The following is a 16464-nucleotide window of genomic DNA, read 5'->3' on the forward strand; positions in this document are numbered from 1 at the left end:
TTCAGTGTCCTGAGTGGTAGATGGCGTCCGGGTCCTTGAGGACCGGATCGACGGTCTTCCAGTCGCCGTTTTCGAACACGCGGTAGAAGCAGCTTTGCCGACCCGTGTGGCAGGCAATGCCGCCCAGTTGCTCGACCATCAGGATAATGACGTCGGCATCGCAGTCCAGACGCAGCTCGTGCAACTTCTGCACATGGCCCGATTCCTCGCCCTTGCGCCACAGTTTGCCACGCGAACGTGACCAGTATATGGCACGGTTTTCGGCGGCCGTCAGCGCCAGCGATTCGCGGTTCATCCAGGCCATCATCAATACCCGACCGGTCTTGTGGTCCTGAGCGATTGCAGGCACCAGACCGTCGCTGTTCCAGTGAATCTCGTCCAGCCAGTCTTTCATAACTTCTCCGCTGCCGGGGGTCGCTGCCCGGCGGATTGAACAGTGTGCCAGCGCCACGCGCTGCTGGCTATCGACGAACGATCAGATACAGTCCTGCGGCCAGCATGATGCCTGCCGGTATGCCGGTCAGCCCCGGCAGCGCAGTGCCGGCGGCAGTCAGCGCCCAACTCTGGATCGCACCGCCGGTCAGCAGTGCCGCGCCGAGCAGGCGCAGGGCACGGCTGTCGCCGCGCTCACGGCCCGGTGGCGGTGGATCGTTGGCATGCGGCCTGGACAGGCGCTCCAGCAGGTCGCGGGTCATGCCGGCGATGTGTGGCAACTGCTCGACCTGCGATTGCAGGTTGCCCAACAGGGTCTTGGGGCTGACCCGCTCGCGCATCCAGCGCTCAAGGAACGGCTGGGCAGTGCTCCACAGGTCCAGGTCCGGGTACAGCTGGCGGCCCAGGCCTTCGATGTTCAACAGGGTTTTCTGCAGCAGCACCAGTTGCGGCTGCACTTCCATGTTGAAGCGCCGTGCGGTCTGGAACAGACGCATCAGCACCTGACCGAACGAGATGTCCTTGAGCGGTTTTTCGAAGATCGGTTCGCAAACGGTGCGGATCGCGGCCTCGAATTCATTGAGTTTGGTCTCTGCCGGTACCCAGCCTGAATCGATGTGCAGTTGTGCGACGCGGCGATAGTCGCGCTTGAAGAAGGCGAACAGGTTGCGCGCCAGATAGTCCTGGTCTTCCGGGGTCAGGCTGCCGACGATGCCGCAGTCGATGGCGATGTATTGCGGGCTCCAGGGGGTGACGGTGCTGACGAAGATATTGCCGGGGTGCATGTCGGCATGGAAGAAACTGTCGCGGAACACCTGAGTGAAGAAGATCTCCACGCCGCGTTCGGCGAGCATCTTCATGTCGGTGCGCTGATCGGCCAGGGTCGCCAGGTCGGTGACCTGAATGCCGTAGATGCGCTCCATCACCAGTACTTTCGGGCGGCACCAGTCCCAGTACACCTGCGGCACATAAAGCAGTTGCGAACCTTCGAAGTTGCGCCGCAACTGGCTGGCGTTGGCCGCTTCGCGCAGCAGGTCGAGTTCGTCGTAAATGGTTTTTTCGTAATCGTTGACCACTTGCACCGGGTGCAGCAGGCGCGCGTCGGCCGACACCCGTTCGGCAACACGGGCGAGCAGGAACAGCCAGGCCATGTCCTGGGTGATGACCGGCTTCAGGCCCGGGCGCACAACCTTGACCACCACTTCTTCGCCGCTTTTCAGGCGCGCAGCATGCACCTGGGCGACCGAGGCCGAGGCCAGCGGCTCGACATCGAAGCGGCTGAACACTTCGCTGATCCGCGCGCCGAGTTGCTCTTCGATGAGCTGGACCGACAGCTTCGGGTCGAACGGCGGGACCCGGTCCTGAAGCAGCATCAGTTCGTCGGCAATGTCTTCGGGCAGCAGGTCGCGGCGGGTCGAGAGCAACTGGCCGAACTTGATGAAAATCGGCCCGAGATCCTGCAGGGCAAGGCGCAGACGTTCGCCCCGGCTCAAGGGCGAGGGTTTGCGCGGCAACCAGCGCCACGGCAGGACGAAGCGTACTGCCAGCAGCCACCAGGGCAGCGGCAGGCCAAACAACAGGTCATCGAGGCGGTAGCGGATTACGACACGCTGGATGCGCAACAGGCGGCGGACGGCAAGCAACTTCATGCGTTATCGCTATCGCTGGGGGTCAAGGATTGAGAGAGACGGGCTACCCGTACTTCAAGCCGTTCCAGATCAAGTTTGATCCGGTCCAGTTCATTGAAGTGCGCTTCGGCTTCATGCTTGCCGACCAGGGTACGTGATTCTTCACTCAGGTAATCGGCCAGATTCTGGCCCAGGCTTGCCAGACTACTGCGGGTCCAGCGGGCGCGGCTGCGCAGGTGGCTGCCCAGCACCTGGCTGGCGACCGGGCCGAGCCAGCGTGACAGCTCGTACTCCCAGTCCAGTTCCAGGTCCTGAAGAATGCCGGCCAGCTCCAGCAGGATGCCGCTGTCGCCATCAAGCTCGACATTCGGGCCATGCAGCACGGCGCTCTTGTCCTGGCTCAAGGCCAGGCGCAACAGGCTCGCGGCCGGGGCGCGCAAGGTGCAGTCGGCGGGCGCCGCCCATTGCGAGGCCAGCAGCAAGCCTTGGTCGCTTGGCAGCATGAACAGTTGCAGCGCCGGGTCGCGGCAGTCCACGGCAATCACCGTGCCGCTCAGCGCACCCAGGCGTGGCAACGCGGTGCTGTCCATGCGCAGCACCCGGTTGATGCCGTGTTCGGCACTGGCCAGCAAGCCTCGCAGCAGCATCAGGGCTTGATGCCCCGGTGCAGGGCAACGACGCCGGAAGTCATGTTGTGATAGGTCACGCGGTCGAAACCGGCGTCGACCATCATCGACTTGAGGGTTTCCTGATCGGGGTGCATGCGGATCGACTCGGCCAGATAGCGGTAGCTTTCCGAATCATTGGTCACCAGCTTGCCCATCACCGGCATGAACGCGAAAGAGTAGGCGTCGTAGGCCTTGGACATCAGCTTGTTGGTCGGTTTGGAGAACTCCAGGACCAACAGGCGGCCGCCAGGTTTGAGCACGCGCAGCATTGAACGCAGTGCATCTTCCTTGCGGGTCACGTTGCGCAGGCCGAAGGCAATGGTCACGCAATCGAAGTGATTATCCGGAAACGGCAGCTTCTCGGCGTCAGCCTGGACGAACTCGATATTGCCCGATATGCCTTTGTCCAGCAGGCGATCACGGCCTACCTTGAGCATCGAGGCATTGATGTCGGCCAGCACCACCTGACCGGTGGGGCCGACCAGCTGCGAGAACTTGCGCGCCAGATCGCCGGTGCCGCCGGCGATATCCAGCACCCGGTTGCCCGGACGCACACCGGACAGCTCGATGGTGAAGCGCTTCCACAGCCTGTGCATGCCGCCGGACAGCAGGTCGTTCATCAGGTCGTACTTGGCGGCCACCGAGTGGAAAACCTCAGCGACTTTTTCAGCCTTCTGGCTTTGCGGCACGTTCTGGTAGCCGAAATGGGTGGTGGGTTCGGCATCGCTGTCTTTGCGCTGATCGGTCATATCGCTGTCACCGGAATAGAATGCGCTCCATTCTAATCATCACGACTGACTTTGTCTTGACGGGGCGCATGGCCGACATGCTGCGCTGCTATAGTGGCGCGACAACTGGCCCCGCAAACAAGGAACATTGGTATGTCGAAGATTCTTGTCGAACGCTCCCACGCCCTGGGCCTGGAACAGGCCCGCACCAAGGCCGAGCACCTGGTGCAAAAAATCAGCAGCAAGTACGGCCTGGAGCACAAATGGGACGGCGACAGCGTGGCCCTGAACGGCAAGGGTGCCAAAGGCCGCCTCGACGTCGGTGAAGAACTGGTGCGCATTGTCATTGAGCTGAGCTTTTTCCTGTCGCCGATGAGCGGTGCGATCCAGAGCGAGATCGAACGCATCCTCGACCGCGAACTCGCCGCTTGAGAACAGCCCGTAGGAGCAGCTTGTAGCTGCTTCTAGGGTGTGCTTTCTAATTTTTCTGCCTACCTTGAACCTCATATTTGCGAAGGATGTTCTCTTCAACCATTCGAGCGTGAGGTGAACCATGGTCAAGGCCACTCTGAAAAAGAAAGTCGAAATCGAAACCGAGCAGGACAGCACGCTTGCCGAAGTGCGGCGCTACGCCCGCAAGATCTGGCTGGCGGGCCTGGGGGCCTATACCAAGGCCAACCAGGAAGGCTCCGAGTACGTCAAGGAGCTGATCCGCACCGGTGAGCGTGCCGAAAAGGACGCCAAGAAGGTGGTCGACGAGAAAATCGACGCCGCCAACAGCGAGATCGATTCGCTCAAAGGCGAGGTTTCTGGCGTCAAAGGCCGCGTCGAGGCGCAACTGGACAAGATCGAAAGTGCGTTCGATCGTCGCGTCGCCAGAGGCCTGAATCGTATCGGCATCCCCTCCCGGCATGACGTCGAGACACTGTCTGCTAAGCTCGATGAACTGACGGCATTGCTGGAACGTGTCGGGCCCAAAAAGCTTGAGCGCCATGAGCCTAAACAGCTGGAGCGTATCGAGTCGGATCACTGAAGGAGAGCGGGATGGCTGGCAAGAAAAAAACCGAGAAACAAAGCAGCTCCTGGATCGGCGAGATCGAGAAGTACTCACGCCAGATCTGGCTGGCTGGTTTGGGGGCTTACTCCAAGGTCAGCAATGACGGCAGTAAGCTTTTCGAAACATTGGTCAAAGATGGCGAGAAGGCCGAGCAAGAGAGCAAGGTCGACGCCGACAAGAAGCTTGAAGAGGTTAAAAGCGGGGTCAGGGCCGGAAAATCCCGTGTCGGGGATGTGAAGGACCTGGCGCTGGGCAAGTGGAGTGAACTGGAGGGCGCATTCGACAAGCGCCTCAACAGTGCCATTTCACGCCTGGGCGTACCGAGCCGGTTGGAGGTGCAGACCTTGCACGACAAGGTCGATCAGCTGACCCGCCAGATTGAGCAACTGACCGGTGACAAGGTCAAGGCGATCTCTGCCGCCAAGCCTGCCCCGCGTAGCACGGCCAAGCCATTGGTCAAGGCGGCGGCCAGCACTGTAGCCAAGGCGGCAGACAAGGTCGCCAGCAAGGCCACTGCCGCCAAACCCGCGGTGAAAAAGGCCGCGGCCAAGCCGGTCGAGGCGGCCAGCAAAGCCGCTTCGAGCACCGCCAGCAAAGCCAGGTCGGTTGCCGAGTCAGCGGATAAGCCGGCTGACAAGAAACCGTCAGCCGCCAAGCCTGCGGCAGCCAAGAAGCCTGCGGCAGCGAAAAAACCGGCCGCCCGCAAGCCGGCAGCCAAGGCCGCTGACAAACCTGCCGCGCAACCAGAGAGCGGCTCCGGTGGCGCAGCAGCAGCGCCTCAGGCTTCGGGGGCTGCGGCGCCCAACGCCCCGGCACCGGCCAATCCGTCTTCCTGACGGTCACGGCCTGGTGCTGAGATTTGTGGGAGCGAGCTTGCTCGCTCCCACAGGGTAGCGGCAAGGCAGTGAAACATACCCGCCTTGCCTTGCCTGTCCTGCCTTGACGGTGCGGCATTACGGCCATGGCCCGATTTGCCGTGACAGATCGGGCACGCCTGGCTCAGCGCTCCAGATAATGCAGCGCCAGTTGTTCGACGCTTTGCCGTGATACCGGTACCAGGTGCGGTGCGACCAGCATCATGATCTGGTAGACCACGACCCGGACTTCGCCGTCGCGTCCGAGAATGCGTTGGTAATCCAGTGAAAACAGCAGTGTCAGGGTGATCTGTTCCACCAGGTTACCCAGTGCCCGGGTTTCGCTGACCAACTGTCCCTCTGACTTGAGGCGGGCCAGCAACGATGCCAGGGTGCGTTTGAGTGCGTTGAGCAGATGGCGGATACCACGCCCCAGCTTGGGCAGCCGGCCTGCCAGGTTGGACAGGTCCTGGAACAGAAAGCGGTAATGCGCCAGACGCTCAACGATCAAGTGCAGAAACAGCCAGTAGTCTTCGGCGCCCAGCCTTGCCTCGGCGGGCGGATCGAGCAGCGGGGCAAGTTCGCCCTGGAATCGCTCGAACAGGCCAAGCACCAGCGGCTCCTTGCCATGAAAGTGGTAATACAGATTGCCAGGGCTGATCCCCAGCTCATTGGCGATTTCCAGCGTCGAGACATTGGGTTCGCCTTGTTGGTTGAACAGCTCCAGAGCACATTCGAGGATTCGGTCGCGGGTTTTCATCCGGTCTTCTTGAAGGTTTGGGCGAGGTAGTGTTCAGCGCACATGGACGTAGGTTCCCGGTGCAGCTTCCATCGGTGGGTAGTTCTCGTTGCCCAGCGTCATACGGGTTTCACGCTGGGTGCCTGCGCGTTCCTGGATCCAGGCCAGCCAGGTCGGCCACCAACTGCCATCCTGCTGTCTGGCGTCGTAATACCAGGCACGCGGGTCGCTGCTGAGTTCGCCGCTCTCGACGAAGCTGGATTTCGGATTGCCCGGCGGGTTGAGAATGCTCTGCACATGACCGCTGCTGGACAGTACGAAGCGCCGCTCGCCGCCGAGCAGCAGGGTCGAGCGATAGACCGAGTCCCAAGGCGTGATGTGATCGTTGATGCCGGCCACGCTGAAGCTGTCTACCGTGACCTTCTGCAGGTCGATGGGCGTGCCGCAGACCTCCAGCCCGCCGGGATGATTGAGCGGGTTGTGTTTGAAAAAATCCAGCAGGTCGCCGTGCAGGGCGGCGGGCAAGCGGGTGGTGTCGTTGTTCCAGTAAAGGATGTCGAACGGTGGCGGAGCCTTGCCCAGCAGGTAGTTATTGATCCAGTAATGCCAGATCAGGTCATTGGGGCGCATCCAGGCGAACACCCGGTTGATCTCGCGGCCCTCAAGCACGCCGCGCTGATAAGAGCGCCGCTTGGCCGCTTCGAGGGTTTCTTCGTCGATAAACAGGGTGGCCGGGCTTTCGATCTGGCTGTCGAGCAGGCTGACCATATAAGTGGCGCTGGCGACCCGCCGCATCTGGCGCTTGGCCTGCAAATGACCCTGTAGCGCGGCGATGGTCAGACCACCGGCGCAGGCACCGACCAGATTGACCTCACGGGCACCGGTGATGGCGCGGCAGACATTCATCGCCTGTTCGGCGGCCTCGACATAGCTGGACAACCCCCATTCACGATGGCGCACATCAGGATTGCGCCAACTGATGATGAAGGTTTGCAGGCCGTTCTTGAGGGCGTACTGCACAAAGCTGTTGGCCGGGCTCAGGTCGAAGACATAGAACTTGTTGATTTGCGGCGGCACGATGAGCAGCGGCCGGGTGTATTGCTTTTCGCTCATCGGCTTGTACTGGATCAGCTCCAGCAGCTCATTACGATAAACCACCGAGCCTGCCGTGGTGGCCAGGGTGCGGCCAATTTCGAAGGCGTCCTTGGTGGTCTGGCTGGGCAGCCCGTTGTTGTGTAGCAGGTCGTTGGCCATATGGCTCAGGCCCTTGACCAGGCTGTTGCCACCGGAGTTGAACAGCTCTTTGATCGCCAGCGGGTTGAGCAGCGTATTGGAGGGAGACAGGGCGTCGTTGATCAGGCTGAACATGAAATGCGCCCTGGCGCGGTCGTCGCCGGCGAGGTCGCTTTCGTCGATCCAGTGTCTGACCTGATGCTGCCAGCTCAAGTAAGCCTGCAAGCCGCGCCGGTACAGCGGATTGAGGCTCCAGGTCGGATCAGCGAAGCGGCTGTCACGCGGGTTGAGCTGGTGCGGCGTTTCACCCAGCAAGACCCGGCCGAGCTGATTGCCCAGCGCCAGGGCATGCCGGGCGGTGCGAAATGGATGGCGCCAGCCTTGGGCGGCGACACTGCGCAGGGTGGACATCAGGTCCCGGCCGCGCATGCCCATGATCGCGCTTTGGGCGTTGATGAAGGTCGCCGGGGTGGTCTCGGCGCTCTTCGCTGGTTTTTCTCGCATGAGGGCAACACTCCTTCGTCAAGCCATCAATGAATGTCAGGGCGCAGGCAGGGCTGCGCCGTTCTGCGCGGTTCGACGGTCCTGTCAGGTCGCGCGGGTACAACGGATCAGCGATGAGGGCAGCGCTAAAACCAACTGCTGGTCGGCGCCTGCTGCGCTGACGGCCTCGCCTGCTTTCTTAGAGCCGCCCTTGATCGTGCAGGGCGGCTGCAGGCCAGGTTCAATGCGCATTGGGTGTGGGATGCGGGTGCATGACCGCACGCTGACGTTCCTGCTGCAGAAAACTCATGATGATGGGCGCTACGGCTTCGGCCCGGGTGATCAGGAACAAATGACCGTCATCAATTATGTGTAGCTGGGCATTGGGTATCCGCCAGGCCAACAGGCGCATATTTATCAGTGGGATCAGCGGGTCATCATCGCCAGCCAGCACCAGAGTTGGCTGACGGATCTTGTGCAGCCAATGGATGCTGGTCCAGCCCATGCCGGCGAACAGTTGCCAGTAGTAACCCAGCTTGCCTGACGAACGGACCTTGGCTGCATGATTGGCTGCCAGATGCGGGTCACGGCGGAACGCACCACCGTAGATTTCCGGGGCAATGCGGATCACGTGGGATGGCTGGATGTAGCGGCGCGGGCTGGCCATCAGCATCAGCACCCGCGGCTTGCCTGGCACCATCGCCATACCGGCCGCTGTGGCTGCCAGCACCAGCTTTTTGCAGCGTTCGGGGTAGTCATGGGCAAACTGCTGGGCCAGCGCGCCGCCCCAGGACACGCCGATGGCGTTGACCTGACCGTAATCAAGGTAGTCGAGCATGCGCGCCGCCAGCTTCGCCAGGCCCGGAAAGCGGTACGGGCGGTTGGGCGTCGAAGAGCCGCCGACCCCCGGCACATCGAAGGCAATCACCTCCATGTCCGGGTCCAGCGCTTCGACAAACGGAAACACCAGTTCCAGGTTGGCCCCGATGCCATTGAAGATCAGCAGCGGAGCCATATGGCTCTTGCCGGATCTGACGGCCGTCCGGATGGTGTGGCCGTCCAGGTCGATGGAGCGAAATACAAACGGTTGCGGCATGCCGGAGCCCTGTTGGTTAATACTCTGGAAAGATGTCCTGCGCCTTTCCCAGACCGACCGAGGCGTGGCCTCTGGCGTGCGACTGATCATTTATTGCGCAATGGCAGCTACCGGCCAGTATCGCTGGTTCCGGTAGTCTTGCCTTTACCAAGTCTAGCGCTCGTGAACATAAGTGCCCGGCGAGGCTTCTGCGGCCGGATAAGCCTTGTTGCCCAGGCTGGCGGGTGACTTTTTCAGCTCGCCGGAGCGCTCGGTCAGCCAGCTCTGCCAGTGCAGCCACCACGAATCGGTATGCTTGGTGCCGTTTTCCTGCCAGGCGACCGGGTCGAGCGGCAGTTCTTCGTTGGTCATGTAGCGGGCCTTGGGGTTGCCCGGCGGGTTGAGGATGCTCTGGATGTGGCCGCTGCTCGACAGCACGAACTCGGTCTTTCCGCCGAACAGCCGCGCCGAGCGGTAGCACGCCTGCCACGGGGTGATGTGGTCGTTGGTGCCTGCCAGGCAGAAGATGTCGTTGGTCACCTGCTTGAGGTCGATTGCCGTGCCGCACACTTCCAGTGCATTGGGGCGGGTGAACGGGTTGTTCTTGAACATCTCGATCAGGTCGCCATGGAACGCCGCAGGCAGCCGCGTGGTGTCGTTGTTCCAGAACAGGATGTCGAAGGCCGGTGGCTCGTTGCCCAGCAGGTAGTTGTTGACCCAGTAGTTCCAGATCAGGTCATTGGGGCGCATCCAGGCGAAGACCTTGGCCATGTCGCGGCCTTCCAGTACCCCGGACTGATACGAATGGCGCTTGGCCGCTTCCAGGGTCTGCTCGTCGACGAACAGCGCCACTTCGTTCTCCAGGGTGGTGTCGAGCACGCTGACCATCAGGGTCATGGCGTTGATCTTGCGCTCGTTCAGCGCTGCATAGTGGCCCAGCAGCGCGGTGCAGGTGATGCCGCCCGAGCAGGCGCCAAGCACGTTGACGTCCGGGCTGCCGGTGATTGCCGAGACCACGTCGATGGCTTCTTTGAGCGCTTCGATATAGGTCGAAAGCCCCCACTCGCGCTGAGCCTTGGTCGGGTTGCGCCAGCTGATGATGAAGGTCTGCACCTTGCTGCCCAGGCAGAAGCGCGCCAGGCTTTTTTCCGGGCTCAGGTCGAAGACGTAGAACTTGTTGATCTGTGGCGGGATTACCAGCAGCGGGCGTTCATGGGTCTGCTCGGTGGCCGGCTTGTACTGGATCAGTTCCAGCACGTCATTGCGAAATACCACTGCGCCTTCGCTGGTGCCCAGGTTCTTGCCGACCTCAAAGGCGTCCATGTTGACCTGGCTGGGCATGCCGCCGTTATGCACCATGTCCTTGGCCAGATGCGACAGGCCATCAAGCAGGCTCTTGCCGCCGGTTTCGAAGAAACGCTTGACCGCTGCCGGGTTGGCCGCCGTATTGGTCGGCGCCATGGCTTCGGTCATCAGGTTGATGACGAAATGCCCGCGGCTGATGTCCTGCGGGGTCAGGCTGCTGCCGTCGAGCCAATCATGCAGCTCTTTGCGCCAGGCCAGATACACCTGCAAATAGCGGCGATACAGCGGGTTCTGACTCCAGGCCGGGTCCTGAAACCGACGATCGTCAGCGGCCGGTTGCAGGCCCGAGCGGCCAATGACGACGTTTTTAAGCTCCAGCCCCAGATGTGCGACATGTTTGAGGCTGTGGATCGGTTGCCTGAGCGCCAGGCGCATGACCATGCGCGCGGTGGTCAGTAAGTCCTTGCGGCGCAAGCCCACAACCGGGTTCAGGCCCAGTGTGTGTTCAGAAGCCTGGCGCGGCAGGTCATCGTTGTTCTTGCTACTCATCTACGACGCTCCGTTGTCCTGAGGCGAGTACCGGTTTTCCTTTGAGCAGTGGCTCTGGAAGAGTCGGTACTACTGCTCGTGTGACCGATGATGGCTGTTCGGGCACCGCTAAAAACGACCTGCGTTGTCATCGCTGCGTTAAAAACAGGCTAAGCATGCTCATTTACAACCCGTAAAGTCGTGCGCTTTGCCTGTTTTTACCTTGCGCTGACTGCCTCGCCTACGTTTTTAGAGGCGCCCTGGTATGCCGATTCCCGATGGGCATGCCGAATGACAGGCAGGGCGTCTGAACTGCGGCGCTGCGTGTCACTACGTCCTGGCTCCCCATTGGGCGCCTCTAAAAACTGCCCGCGTTTTTAGAAGCACCCATTTCCCGCTGCGTCGAAACGATGCAGTGAATGTGCCGTAATCATTGGTTACGCGAGATTGCACATAGTCGCAAGCAGCACCATGTATAGGCCGCTGCGCGGCACATTCAAGCAAAACAGATTAGAAACCGCTTACTAAAACGGCAAACGGTGCAGGGAGCATAGACGCTGATTGTGAAATTGCGCGGTCAGCGAAGCGATCAGAGCATCAGACGCACGACTTGTTCGTGCGGGTCGCGGCTTTTGCCGGCTTTTTTCAGCTCTTGCAGGTAGTCATCCCACAGCGCGTTCTGGCGCTGGCCCAGCTCGAAGAGATAATCCCAGGTGAACAGGCCGCTGTCGTGGCCATCGTCGAAGGTCAGCTTGAGGGCGTACTGGCCGGCCGGCTCGACCTTGGTCAGGCCCACGCCGAGTTTGCCGAACTGCAGGATCGGCTTGCCGTGGCCCTGAACCTCGGCAGAAGGGGAGTGCACACGCAGAAACTCGGCAGGCAGATCGTACTGCTCGCCGGACGCGTATTTGAGCGTCAGGGTTTTCGACGCCTTGTGCAATTGAATGGCAGTGGGGATTTTGTTCATGGCGCCAGCTTAAGCGTGGCCGGCGGCAAGCCACAAGCGTAGGAGCGGCTTCAGCCGCGAAAAATTCGCGGTTGAAGCTTTCGCGGTTGATGCTTCGCAGCTAAAGCTGCTCCTACAGGCTTTTACAGGATGTAGCGCGACAGGTCTTCGTCGTTGGCCAGTTCGCCCAGGTGGCTGTTGACGTAGTCGGCGTTGATCTCGATCGGCTCGGCATCCGGGCTGCTGGCCAGGTCGCCGGCGCTGAACGACAGTTCTTCGAGCAGGCGTTCGAGCAGGGTGTGCAGGCGGCGCGCACCGATGTTCTCGGTCTTCTCGTTGACCTGCCAGGCGATTTCCGCCAGGCGCTTGATGCCGTCTGGCTTGAATTCGATGTTCAGGCCTTCGGTCTTGAGCAGTTCGCGATACTGTTCGGTCAGCGAGGCGTGCGGTTCGCTGAGGATACGTTCGAAGTCTTGAGGCGACAGCGCCTTGAGTTCGACACGAATCGGCAGACGGCCTTGCAGCTCGGGCACCAGATCGCTTGGCTTGCTCAGGTGGAACGCGCCGGAGGCGATGAACAGGATATGGTCGGTTTTGACCATGCCCAGCTTGGTGTTGACCGTGCAGCCTTCGATCAATGGCAGCAGGTCGCGCTGCACGCCTTCACGAGACACGTCGGCGCCGCCGACATTGCCGCGCTTGGCAACCTTGTCGATCTCGTCGATGAACACGATGCCGTGCTGCTCGACGGCTTCAAGGGCTTTGGCCTTGAGTTCGTCGTCATTGACCAGACGGCCGGCTTCTTCTTCGCGGACCATCTTCAGCGCTTCTTTGACCTTGAGCTTGCGGGTCTTGCGGCGGCCCTTGCCCATGTTGGCAAACAGGCTCTGCAATTGGTTGGTCATCTCTTCCATGCCTGGCGGGGCAGAGATGTCCACGCCCACCGACTCGCTGACTTCGATCTCGATTTCCTTGTCGTCCAGCTGACCTTCACGCAGGCGCTTGCGGAACAACTGGCGGGTATTGGAATCGCTGGTCGAGACCGGCTCTTCGTTGAAACCGCTACGTGCCGGTGGCAGCAAAGCATCAAGGATGCGGTCTTCGGCAGCGTCTTCAGCACGATGCCGAACCTTGATGATCTCCTGCTCGCGCAGCAGCTTCATCGCGGCATCGGCCAGGTCGCGGATGATCGACTCGACGTCACGGCCGACGTAGCCGACTTCCGTGAACTTGGTGGCTTCGACCTTGATGAACGGTGCATTGGCCAGCTTGGCCAGGCGACGGGCGATTTCGGTCTTGCCGACGCCGGTCGGGCCGATCATCAGAATGTTCTTGGGGGTGACTTCGACACGCAGTTCTTCAGGCAATTGCATGCGCCGCCAACGGTTGCGCAGGGCAATGGCGACGGCGCGCTTGGCGTCATCCTGGCCAATGATGTGGCGGTTCAGTTCGTGGACAATTTCGCGGGGAGTCATGGACATGGTGGTAATGGTCCTCAAGCGCAGGCAGGCCGTCAGGCTTGCTCGGCGAGGTCCTGCTCCTCAATGGTGATGTTGTGGTTGGTGAATACGCAAATATCGCCAGCGATGTGCAATGCGGTTTCAGCGATCTCGCGGGCCGGCAGCTCGGTTTTCTGCAGCAGCGCACGGGCAGCGGCCTGGGCGAAGGCGCCACCGGAACCCATGGCGATCAGGCCATCTTCGGGTTCGACCACGTCACCGTTGCCGGTGATGATCAGCGAGGCATCTTTGTTGGCGACGGCCAGCATCGCTTCCAGGCGGCTGAGCGAGCGATCGGTACGCCAGTCCTTGGCCAGTTCTACGGCAGCACGGATCAGGTGGCCCTGATGCTTTTCGAGCTGGGCTTCAAAACGCTCGAACAGGGTAAAGGCGTCGGCGGTGGCACCGGCGAAACCGGCGATGACCTGGCCGTGGTACAGGCGGCGCACCTTCTTGGCGTTGCCTTTCATCACGGTGTTGCCCAAGGAAACCTGGCCGTCACCGGCCATGACGACTTTGCCGTGGCGGCGGACTGAAACGATGGTGGTCAAGGGGAGAGTCTCCACGCAGCGGGGCGAAAATGCCCTGATGGAAACTGATATGGGGATGGCGAAGCCTATTTCAACCTGTCAATGCGCGTAGGACCGGCTTTAGCCGGGAACCGGTATTGTTCCCGGCTAAAGCCGGTCCTACAGCCGGTCCGGCATTTGCAGTTATTAGCTGCCGGTTCAGCGGCTCTGGCGCTGTTGTAACAGCAGGTTGCTGAAGCCGCCGCCAGCCAGTTGCTTCTGGGCGGTGGTCAACTGGTCGCGGTTGCTGAACGGGCCGACCAGTACGCGGTACCAGGTTTCTTCCTTGACCGTACCGGACTCTACGGTCGCGGTCTGGCCCAGCAGGATGATCTGCGCACGGACTTTCTCGGCATCGGCCTGCTTGCGGAACGAGCCAGCCTGCAGGAAGAAGCGGGTGACCGGTGCCGGTTTGGTTTCGGTGGTCGCCACCGGTGGCGCGGGTGGCGGCGTCAGGCCGCTCAGGGCCGCCTGGGCGCGGGCGGTGTCGATCTTCGCGGCCTGCTCCGGGGTCACTGGCGCGACTGGCGTGACCGCAGGCGCGGGCGGGGTTTTCTCCGGCACCGCCTCTTTGGGCACGATGACTTCCGACTCGGGCAGCAGAGTATAGAAGTCGTACTTGGGCTTGACCGCTGCCGGGCTCGGCGGGGTCTTGTTGGCCTCGGCGATCTTGGCTGCCGCCTTGGCCTCGGCTTTTTCGCGCTTGACCTCACTGCCACCGGGCTCAAGCTTCATCAGAAAGACAATGAAGGCGCCGACCGTCAGGCCGACAGCCAACCATACCCATCCTGGGATCGGCTTCTTCGCGGGGGCCTCGTAACGGCTGGCTCCCCGCTTGGGAGCTGCTTTCTTCTTCGCAACGGCCAACTTACATGCGCTCCAGAGTTTCCAGGCCCAGCAGTTCCAGGCCTTGCTTGAGAGTGCGTCCGGTCAGGGCGGCCAGGCGCAGGCGGCTTTGTTGTTGTTCCGGGGTTTGTGCACCCAGGATCGGGCAGTTTTCATAGAAGCTTGAGAACAGGCCCGCGAGGTCATAAACATAGGCGCAAAGCACATGCGGGGTGCCTTTTTCTGCGACGTTGTTCAGTACTTCGCCGAACTGCGCCAGGCGCGCGGCCAGTTCCTGCTCTTGCTCGGCCTCCAGGACGATCTGCCCCTGGCTGGCATCGAACGGCGCGCCGAGCTTGCGGAACACCCCGGCGATACGGGTGTAGGCGTACAGCAGGTACGGTGCAGTGTTGCCCTCGAAGCTGATCATCAGATCGAAGTTGAAGCTGTAGTCGCTGGTGCGGTGCTTGGACAGGTCGGCGTACTTCACCGAGCTGATGCCCACGGCCTTGGCGATGCTGCGCAGTTCGGCCTCGTCCAGTTCCGGGTTCTTTTCCTTGACCAGGGCATAGGCGCGCACTTCGGCTTCGTCGAGCAGGTCGATCAGTTTTACCGTGCCGCCATCGCGGGTTTTGAACGGCCGGCCGTCAGCGCCATTCATGGTGCCGAAGCCCATGTGTTCCAGTTGCATGCCCGGATGGGTGAAGCCGGCGCGGCGCGCCACTTCAAAGACTTGCTGGAAGTGCAGGGCCTGGCGCTGGTCGACGAAATACAGCACGCGGTCGGCCTGCAGTACCTTGCTGCGGTAGCGCATGGCCGCGAGGTCAGTGGTGGCGTACAGGTAACCGCCACCTGCCTTCTGCACGATCACCGGCAGTGGCGTGTCGTCAGCGGTGCGGAATTCTTCGAGGAACACGCACTGCGCGCCTTCACTTTCGACCAGCAGGCCGGCGCTTTTCAGGTCGCTGACCACATTGGCCAGGTCGTCGTTGTAGGCGCTTTCACCTTTGACGTCGGCCGGGGTGAGGTTGACGTTCAGGCGGTCGTAGGTCTTCTGGCAGTGCGACAGCGAGATGTCGTTGAAGCGCTGCCACAGCGCCAGGCAGTCGGCGTCGCCGGCCTGCAGCTTGACCACCAGCGAGCGGGCGCGGTCGGCGAACTCTTCAGACTCGTCGAAGCGCTGCTTGGCGGCGCGGTAGAAGTTTTCCAGGTCCGACAGTTCGTCGCTGGTGGTGGGCTTTTCCTGCAGGTAGGCCAGCAACATGCCGAACTGGGTGCCCCAGTCGCCGACGTGGTTCTGGCGAATCACGGTGTCGCCCAGGTAGCCCAGCACATTGGCTACTGCATCGCCGATGATGGTCGAGCGCAGGTGGCCGACGTGCATCTCTTTGGCGAGGTTAGGGGCGGACATGTCGACCACCACACGTTGCGCTGCACCCGCCTTGCGCACCGACAACCGTTCGTCGGAGAGTGCGGCGTCGAGGCGGCTGGCCAGTGCCTGGGTGTTCTGGAAGAAGTTCAAAAAGCCGGGGCCGGCGATCTCGACCTTGCTGATCTGCTCGTCGGCAGGCAGGGCGGCAATCAGTTTTTCGGCCAGCTCACGCGGCTTCATGGCGGCCGGCTTGGCGAGCATCATGGCAATGTTGCTGGCAAAGTCGCCGTGGGTCTTGTCCCGGGCGTTTTCAACCTGGATCGCCGGCGTCAGCCCTTGTGGCAAGACGCCCTCGGTTTCGAGTCGGGTCAGGGCTTGTTGGATCAGCTGGCGAATGGTGTCTTTCATGAGGTTCTCTTCAACAACCGCAAGCGCGGTAGCGCCTGGATGCGCGGGTGGAAAAACTGCACATTATCCGTGGCCGGGGCGGGCTTGCCAACCTTGACGCATGCCCGTGTCGGTT

Annotated in this window: 16 protein-coding genes; 3 read left to right on the forward strand and 13 right to left on the reverse strand. The window is 61.5% G+C overall.

Features of this window, described 5'->3' with window-relative positions:
- Position 1: 1 nt before the first annotated feature.
- The 4 genes from hisI to ubiE form a co-directional block, all read right to left on the reverse strand.
- Positions 2-394 carry a phosphoribosyl-AMP cyclohydrolase gene (hisI, locus tag NJC38_RS06345; RefSeq protein ID WP_045486456.1) on the reverse strand — a complete coding sequence of 131 codons (393 nt, stop codon included), beginning with the start codon at positions 392-394 and terminating at the stop codon, positions 2-4.
- A 67-nt stretch (positions 395-461) separates the two neighbouring features.
- On the reverse strand, positions 462-2081 hold the full coding sequence (gene ubiB / locus NJC38_RS06350) for a ubiquinone biosynthesis regulatory protein kinase UbiB (RefSeq protein WP_045486459.1): 1620 nt from the start codon (positions 2079-2081) through the stop codon (positions 462-464).
- Entirely contained in the window at positions 2078-2707 is a 630-nt protein-coding gene (locus NJC38_RS06355) for an SCP2 sterol-binding domain-containing protein (RefSeq protein ID WP_253112206.1), read from the reverse strand. Before NJC38_RS06355 ends, ubiB begins: the two co-directional genes overlap by 4 nt.
- Positions 2707-3477 (reverse strand): bifunctional demethylmenaquinone methyltransferase/2-methoxy-6-polyprenyl-1,4-benzoquinol methylase UbiE, encoded by a 771-nt coding sequence (ubiE, locus tag NJC38_RS06360; RefSeq protein WP_253112208.1) that lies wholly within the window; start codon positions 3475-3477, stop codon positions 2707-2709. Before ubiE ends, NJC38_RS06355 begins: the two co-directional genes overlap by 1 nt.
- A 132-nt stretch (positions 3478-3609) precedes the next feature.
- Here ubiE and NJC38_RS06365 point away from each other — a divergent pair, with 132 nt between their 5' ends.
- From NJC38_RS06365 to NJC38_RS06375, 3 genes are all read left to right on the forward strand, one after another.
- Positions 3610-3888, forward strand: coding sequence for a polyhydroxyalkanoic acid system family protein (locus tag NJC38_RS06365; RefSeq protein WP_253112210.1), 279 nt, complete (start codon positions 3610-3612; stop codon positions 3886-3888).
- Between the two features lie 121 nt (positions 3889-4009).
- On the forward strand, positions 4010-4489 hold the full coding sequence (locus NJC38_RS06370; protein WP_253112212.1) for a phasin family protein: 480 nt from the start codon (positions 4010-4012) through the stop codon (positions 4487-4489).
- Positions 4490-4500: 11 nt separating this feature from the next.
- Complete coding sequence (locus NJC38_RS06375; protein ID WP_253112214.1) at positions 4501-5349, forward strand: phasin family protein; 849 nt, start codon at positions 4501-4503, stop codon at positions 5347-5349.
- Between the two features lie 163 nt (positions 5350-5512).
- On the opposite strand, the gene NJC38_RS06380 is transcribed toward NJC38_RS06375, so the two are convergent.
- From NJC38_RS06380 to argS, 9 genes are all read right to left on the reverse strand, one after another.
- Positions 5513-6127, reverse strand: a complete 615-nt coding sequence (locus NJC38_RS06380; protein WP_253112216.1) for a TetR/AcrR family transcriptional regulator — start codon at positions 6125-6127, stop codon at positions 5513-5515.
- Between the two features lie 33 nt (positions 6128-6160).
- Positions 6161-7843 carry a class II poly(R)-hydroxyalkanoic acid synthase gene (phaC, locus tag NJC38_RS06385; protein WP_253112219.1) on the reverse strand — a complete coding sequence of 561 codons (1683 nt, stop codon included), beginning with the start codon at positions 7841-7843 and terminating at the stop codon, positions 6161-6163.
- 220 nt (positions 7844-8063) lie between these two features.
- The gene (gene phaZ / locus NJC38_RS06390) at positions 8064-8918 is read right to left on the reverse strand and encodes a poly(3-hydroxyalkanoate) depolymerase (RefSeq protein WP_253112221.1); all 855 of its coding nucleotides are present in this window, start codon (positions 8916-8918) and stop codon (positions 8064-8066) included.
- Between the two features lie 153 nt (positions 8919-9071).
- Positions 9072-10751, reverse strand: coding sequence for a class II poly(R)-hydroxyalkanoic acid synthase (phaC, locus tag NJC38_RS06395; RefSeq protein ID WP_253112223.1), 1680 nt, complete (start codon positions 10749-10751; stop codon positions 9072-9074).
- A 568-nt stretch (positions 10752-11319) separates the two neighbouring features.
- Complete coding sequence (locus NJC38_RS06400; protein ID WP_253112225.1) at positions 11320-11697, reverse strand: DUF971 domain-containing protein; 378 nt, start codon at positions 11695-11697, stop codon at positions 11320-11322.
- A gap of 122 nt (positions 11698-11819) precedes the next feature.
- A complete protein-coding gene (gene hslU, locus NJC38_RS06405; protein WP_045486488.1) occupies positions 11820-13157 on the reverse strand; it encodes an HslU--HslV peptidase ATPase subunit in 1338 nt (445 codons plus the stop codon).
- Positions 13158-13189: 32 nt separating this feature from the next.
- Entirely contained in the window at positions 13190-13726 is a 537-nt protein-coding gene (gene hslV, locus NJC38_RS06410; RefSeq protein WP_045486491.1) for an ATP-dependent protease subunit HslV, read from the reverse strand.
- A 177-nt stretch (positions 13727-13903) separates the two neighbouring features.
- Positions 13904-14611, reverse strand: a complete 708-nt coding sequence (locus NJC38_RS06415; protein ID WP_045486494.1) for an SPOR domain-containing protein — start codon at positions 14609-14611, stop codon at positions 13904-13906.
- 1 nt (position 14612) lies between these two features.
- On the reverse strand, positions 14613-16349 hold the full coding sequence (argS, locus tag NJC38_RS06420; protein WP_253112226.1) for an arginine--tRNA ligase: 1737 nt from the start codon (positions 16347-16349) through the stop codon (positions 14613-14615).
- Between the last annotated feature and the right edge of the window lie 115 nt (positions 16350-16464).

The organism is Pseudomonas sp. 21LCFQ010, from assembly GCF_024129905.1.
Lineage (GTDB): Bacteria > Pseudomonadota > Gammaproteobacteria > Pseudomonadales > Pseudomonadaceae > Aquipseudomonas.

What these genes read in the sequence shown, in the direction of transcription:
- hisI (WP_045486456.1), bottom strand. Translation starts at nt 394, where the DNA reads ATGAAAGACTGGCTGGACGAGATTCACTGGAACAGCGACGGTCTGGTG.
- ubiB (WP_045486459.1), bottom strand. Translation starts at nt 2,081, where the DNA reads ATGAAGTTGCTTGCCGTCCGCCGCCTGTTGCGCATCCAGCGTGTCGTA.
- NJC38_RS06355 (WP_253112206.1), bottom strand. Translation starts at nt 2,707, where the DNA reads ATGCTGCTGCGAGGCTTGCTGGCCAGTGCCGAACACGGCATCAACCGG.
- ubiE (WP_253112208.1), bottom strand. Translation starts at nt 3,477, where the DNA reads ATGACCGATCAGCGCAAAGACAGCGATGCCGAACCCACCACCCATTTC.
- NJC38_RS06365 (WP_253112210.1), top strand. Translation starts at nt 3,610, where the DNA reads ATGTCGAAGATTCTTGTCGAACGCTCCCACGCCCTGGGCCTGGAACAG.
- NJC38_RS06370 (WP_253112212.1), top strand. Translation starts at nt 4,010, where the DNA reads ATGGTCAAGGCCACTCTGAAAAAGAAAGTCGAAATCGAAACCGAGCAG.
- NJC38_RS06375 (WP_253112214.1), top strand. Translation starts at nt 4,501, where the DNA reads ATGGCTGGCAAGAAAAAAACCGAGAAACAAAGCAGCTCCTGGATCGGC.
- NJC38_RS06380 (WP_253112216.1), bottom strand. Translation starts at nt 6,127, where the DNA reads ATGAAAACCCGCGACCGAATCCTCGAATGTGCTCTGGAGCTGTTCAAC.
- phaC (WP_253112219.1), bottom strand. Translation starts at nt 7,843, where the DNA reads ATGCGAGAAAAACCAGCGAAGAGCGCCGAGACCACCCCGGCGACCTTC.
- phaZ (WP_253112221.1), bottom strand. Translation starts at nt 8,918, where the DNA reads ATGCCGCAACCGTTTGTATTTCGCTCCATCGACCTGGACGGCCACACC.
- phaC (WP_253112223.1), bottom strand. Translation starts at nt 10,751, where the DNA reads ATGAGTAGCAAGAACAACGATGACCTGCCGCGCCAGGCTTCTGAACAC.
- NJC38_RS06400 (WP_253112225.1), bottom strand. Translation starts at nt 11,697, where the DNA reads ATGAACAAAATCCCCACTGCCATTCAATTGCACAAGGCGTCGAAAACC.
- hslU (WP_045486488.1), bottom strand. Translation starts at nt 13,157, where the DNA reads ATGTCCATGACTCCCCGCGAAATTGTCCACGAACTGAACCGCCACATC.
- argS (WP_253112226.1), bottom strand. Translation starts at nt 16,349, where the DNA reads ATGAAAGACACCATTCGCCAGCTGATCCAACAAGCCCTGACCCGACTC.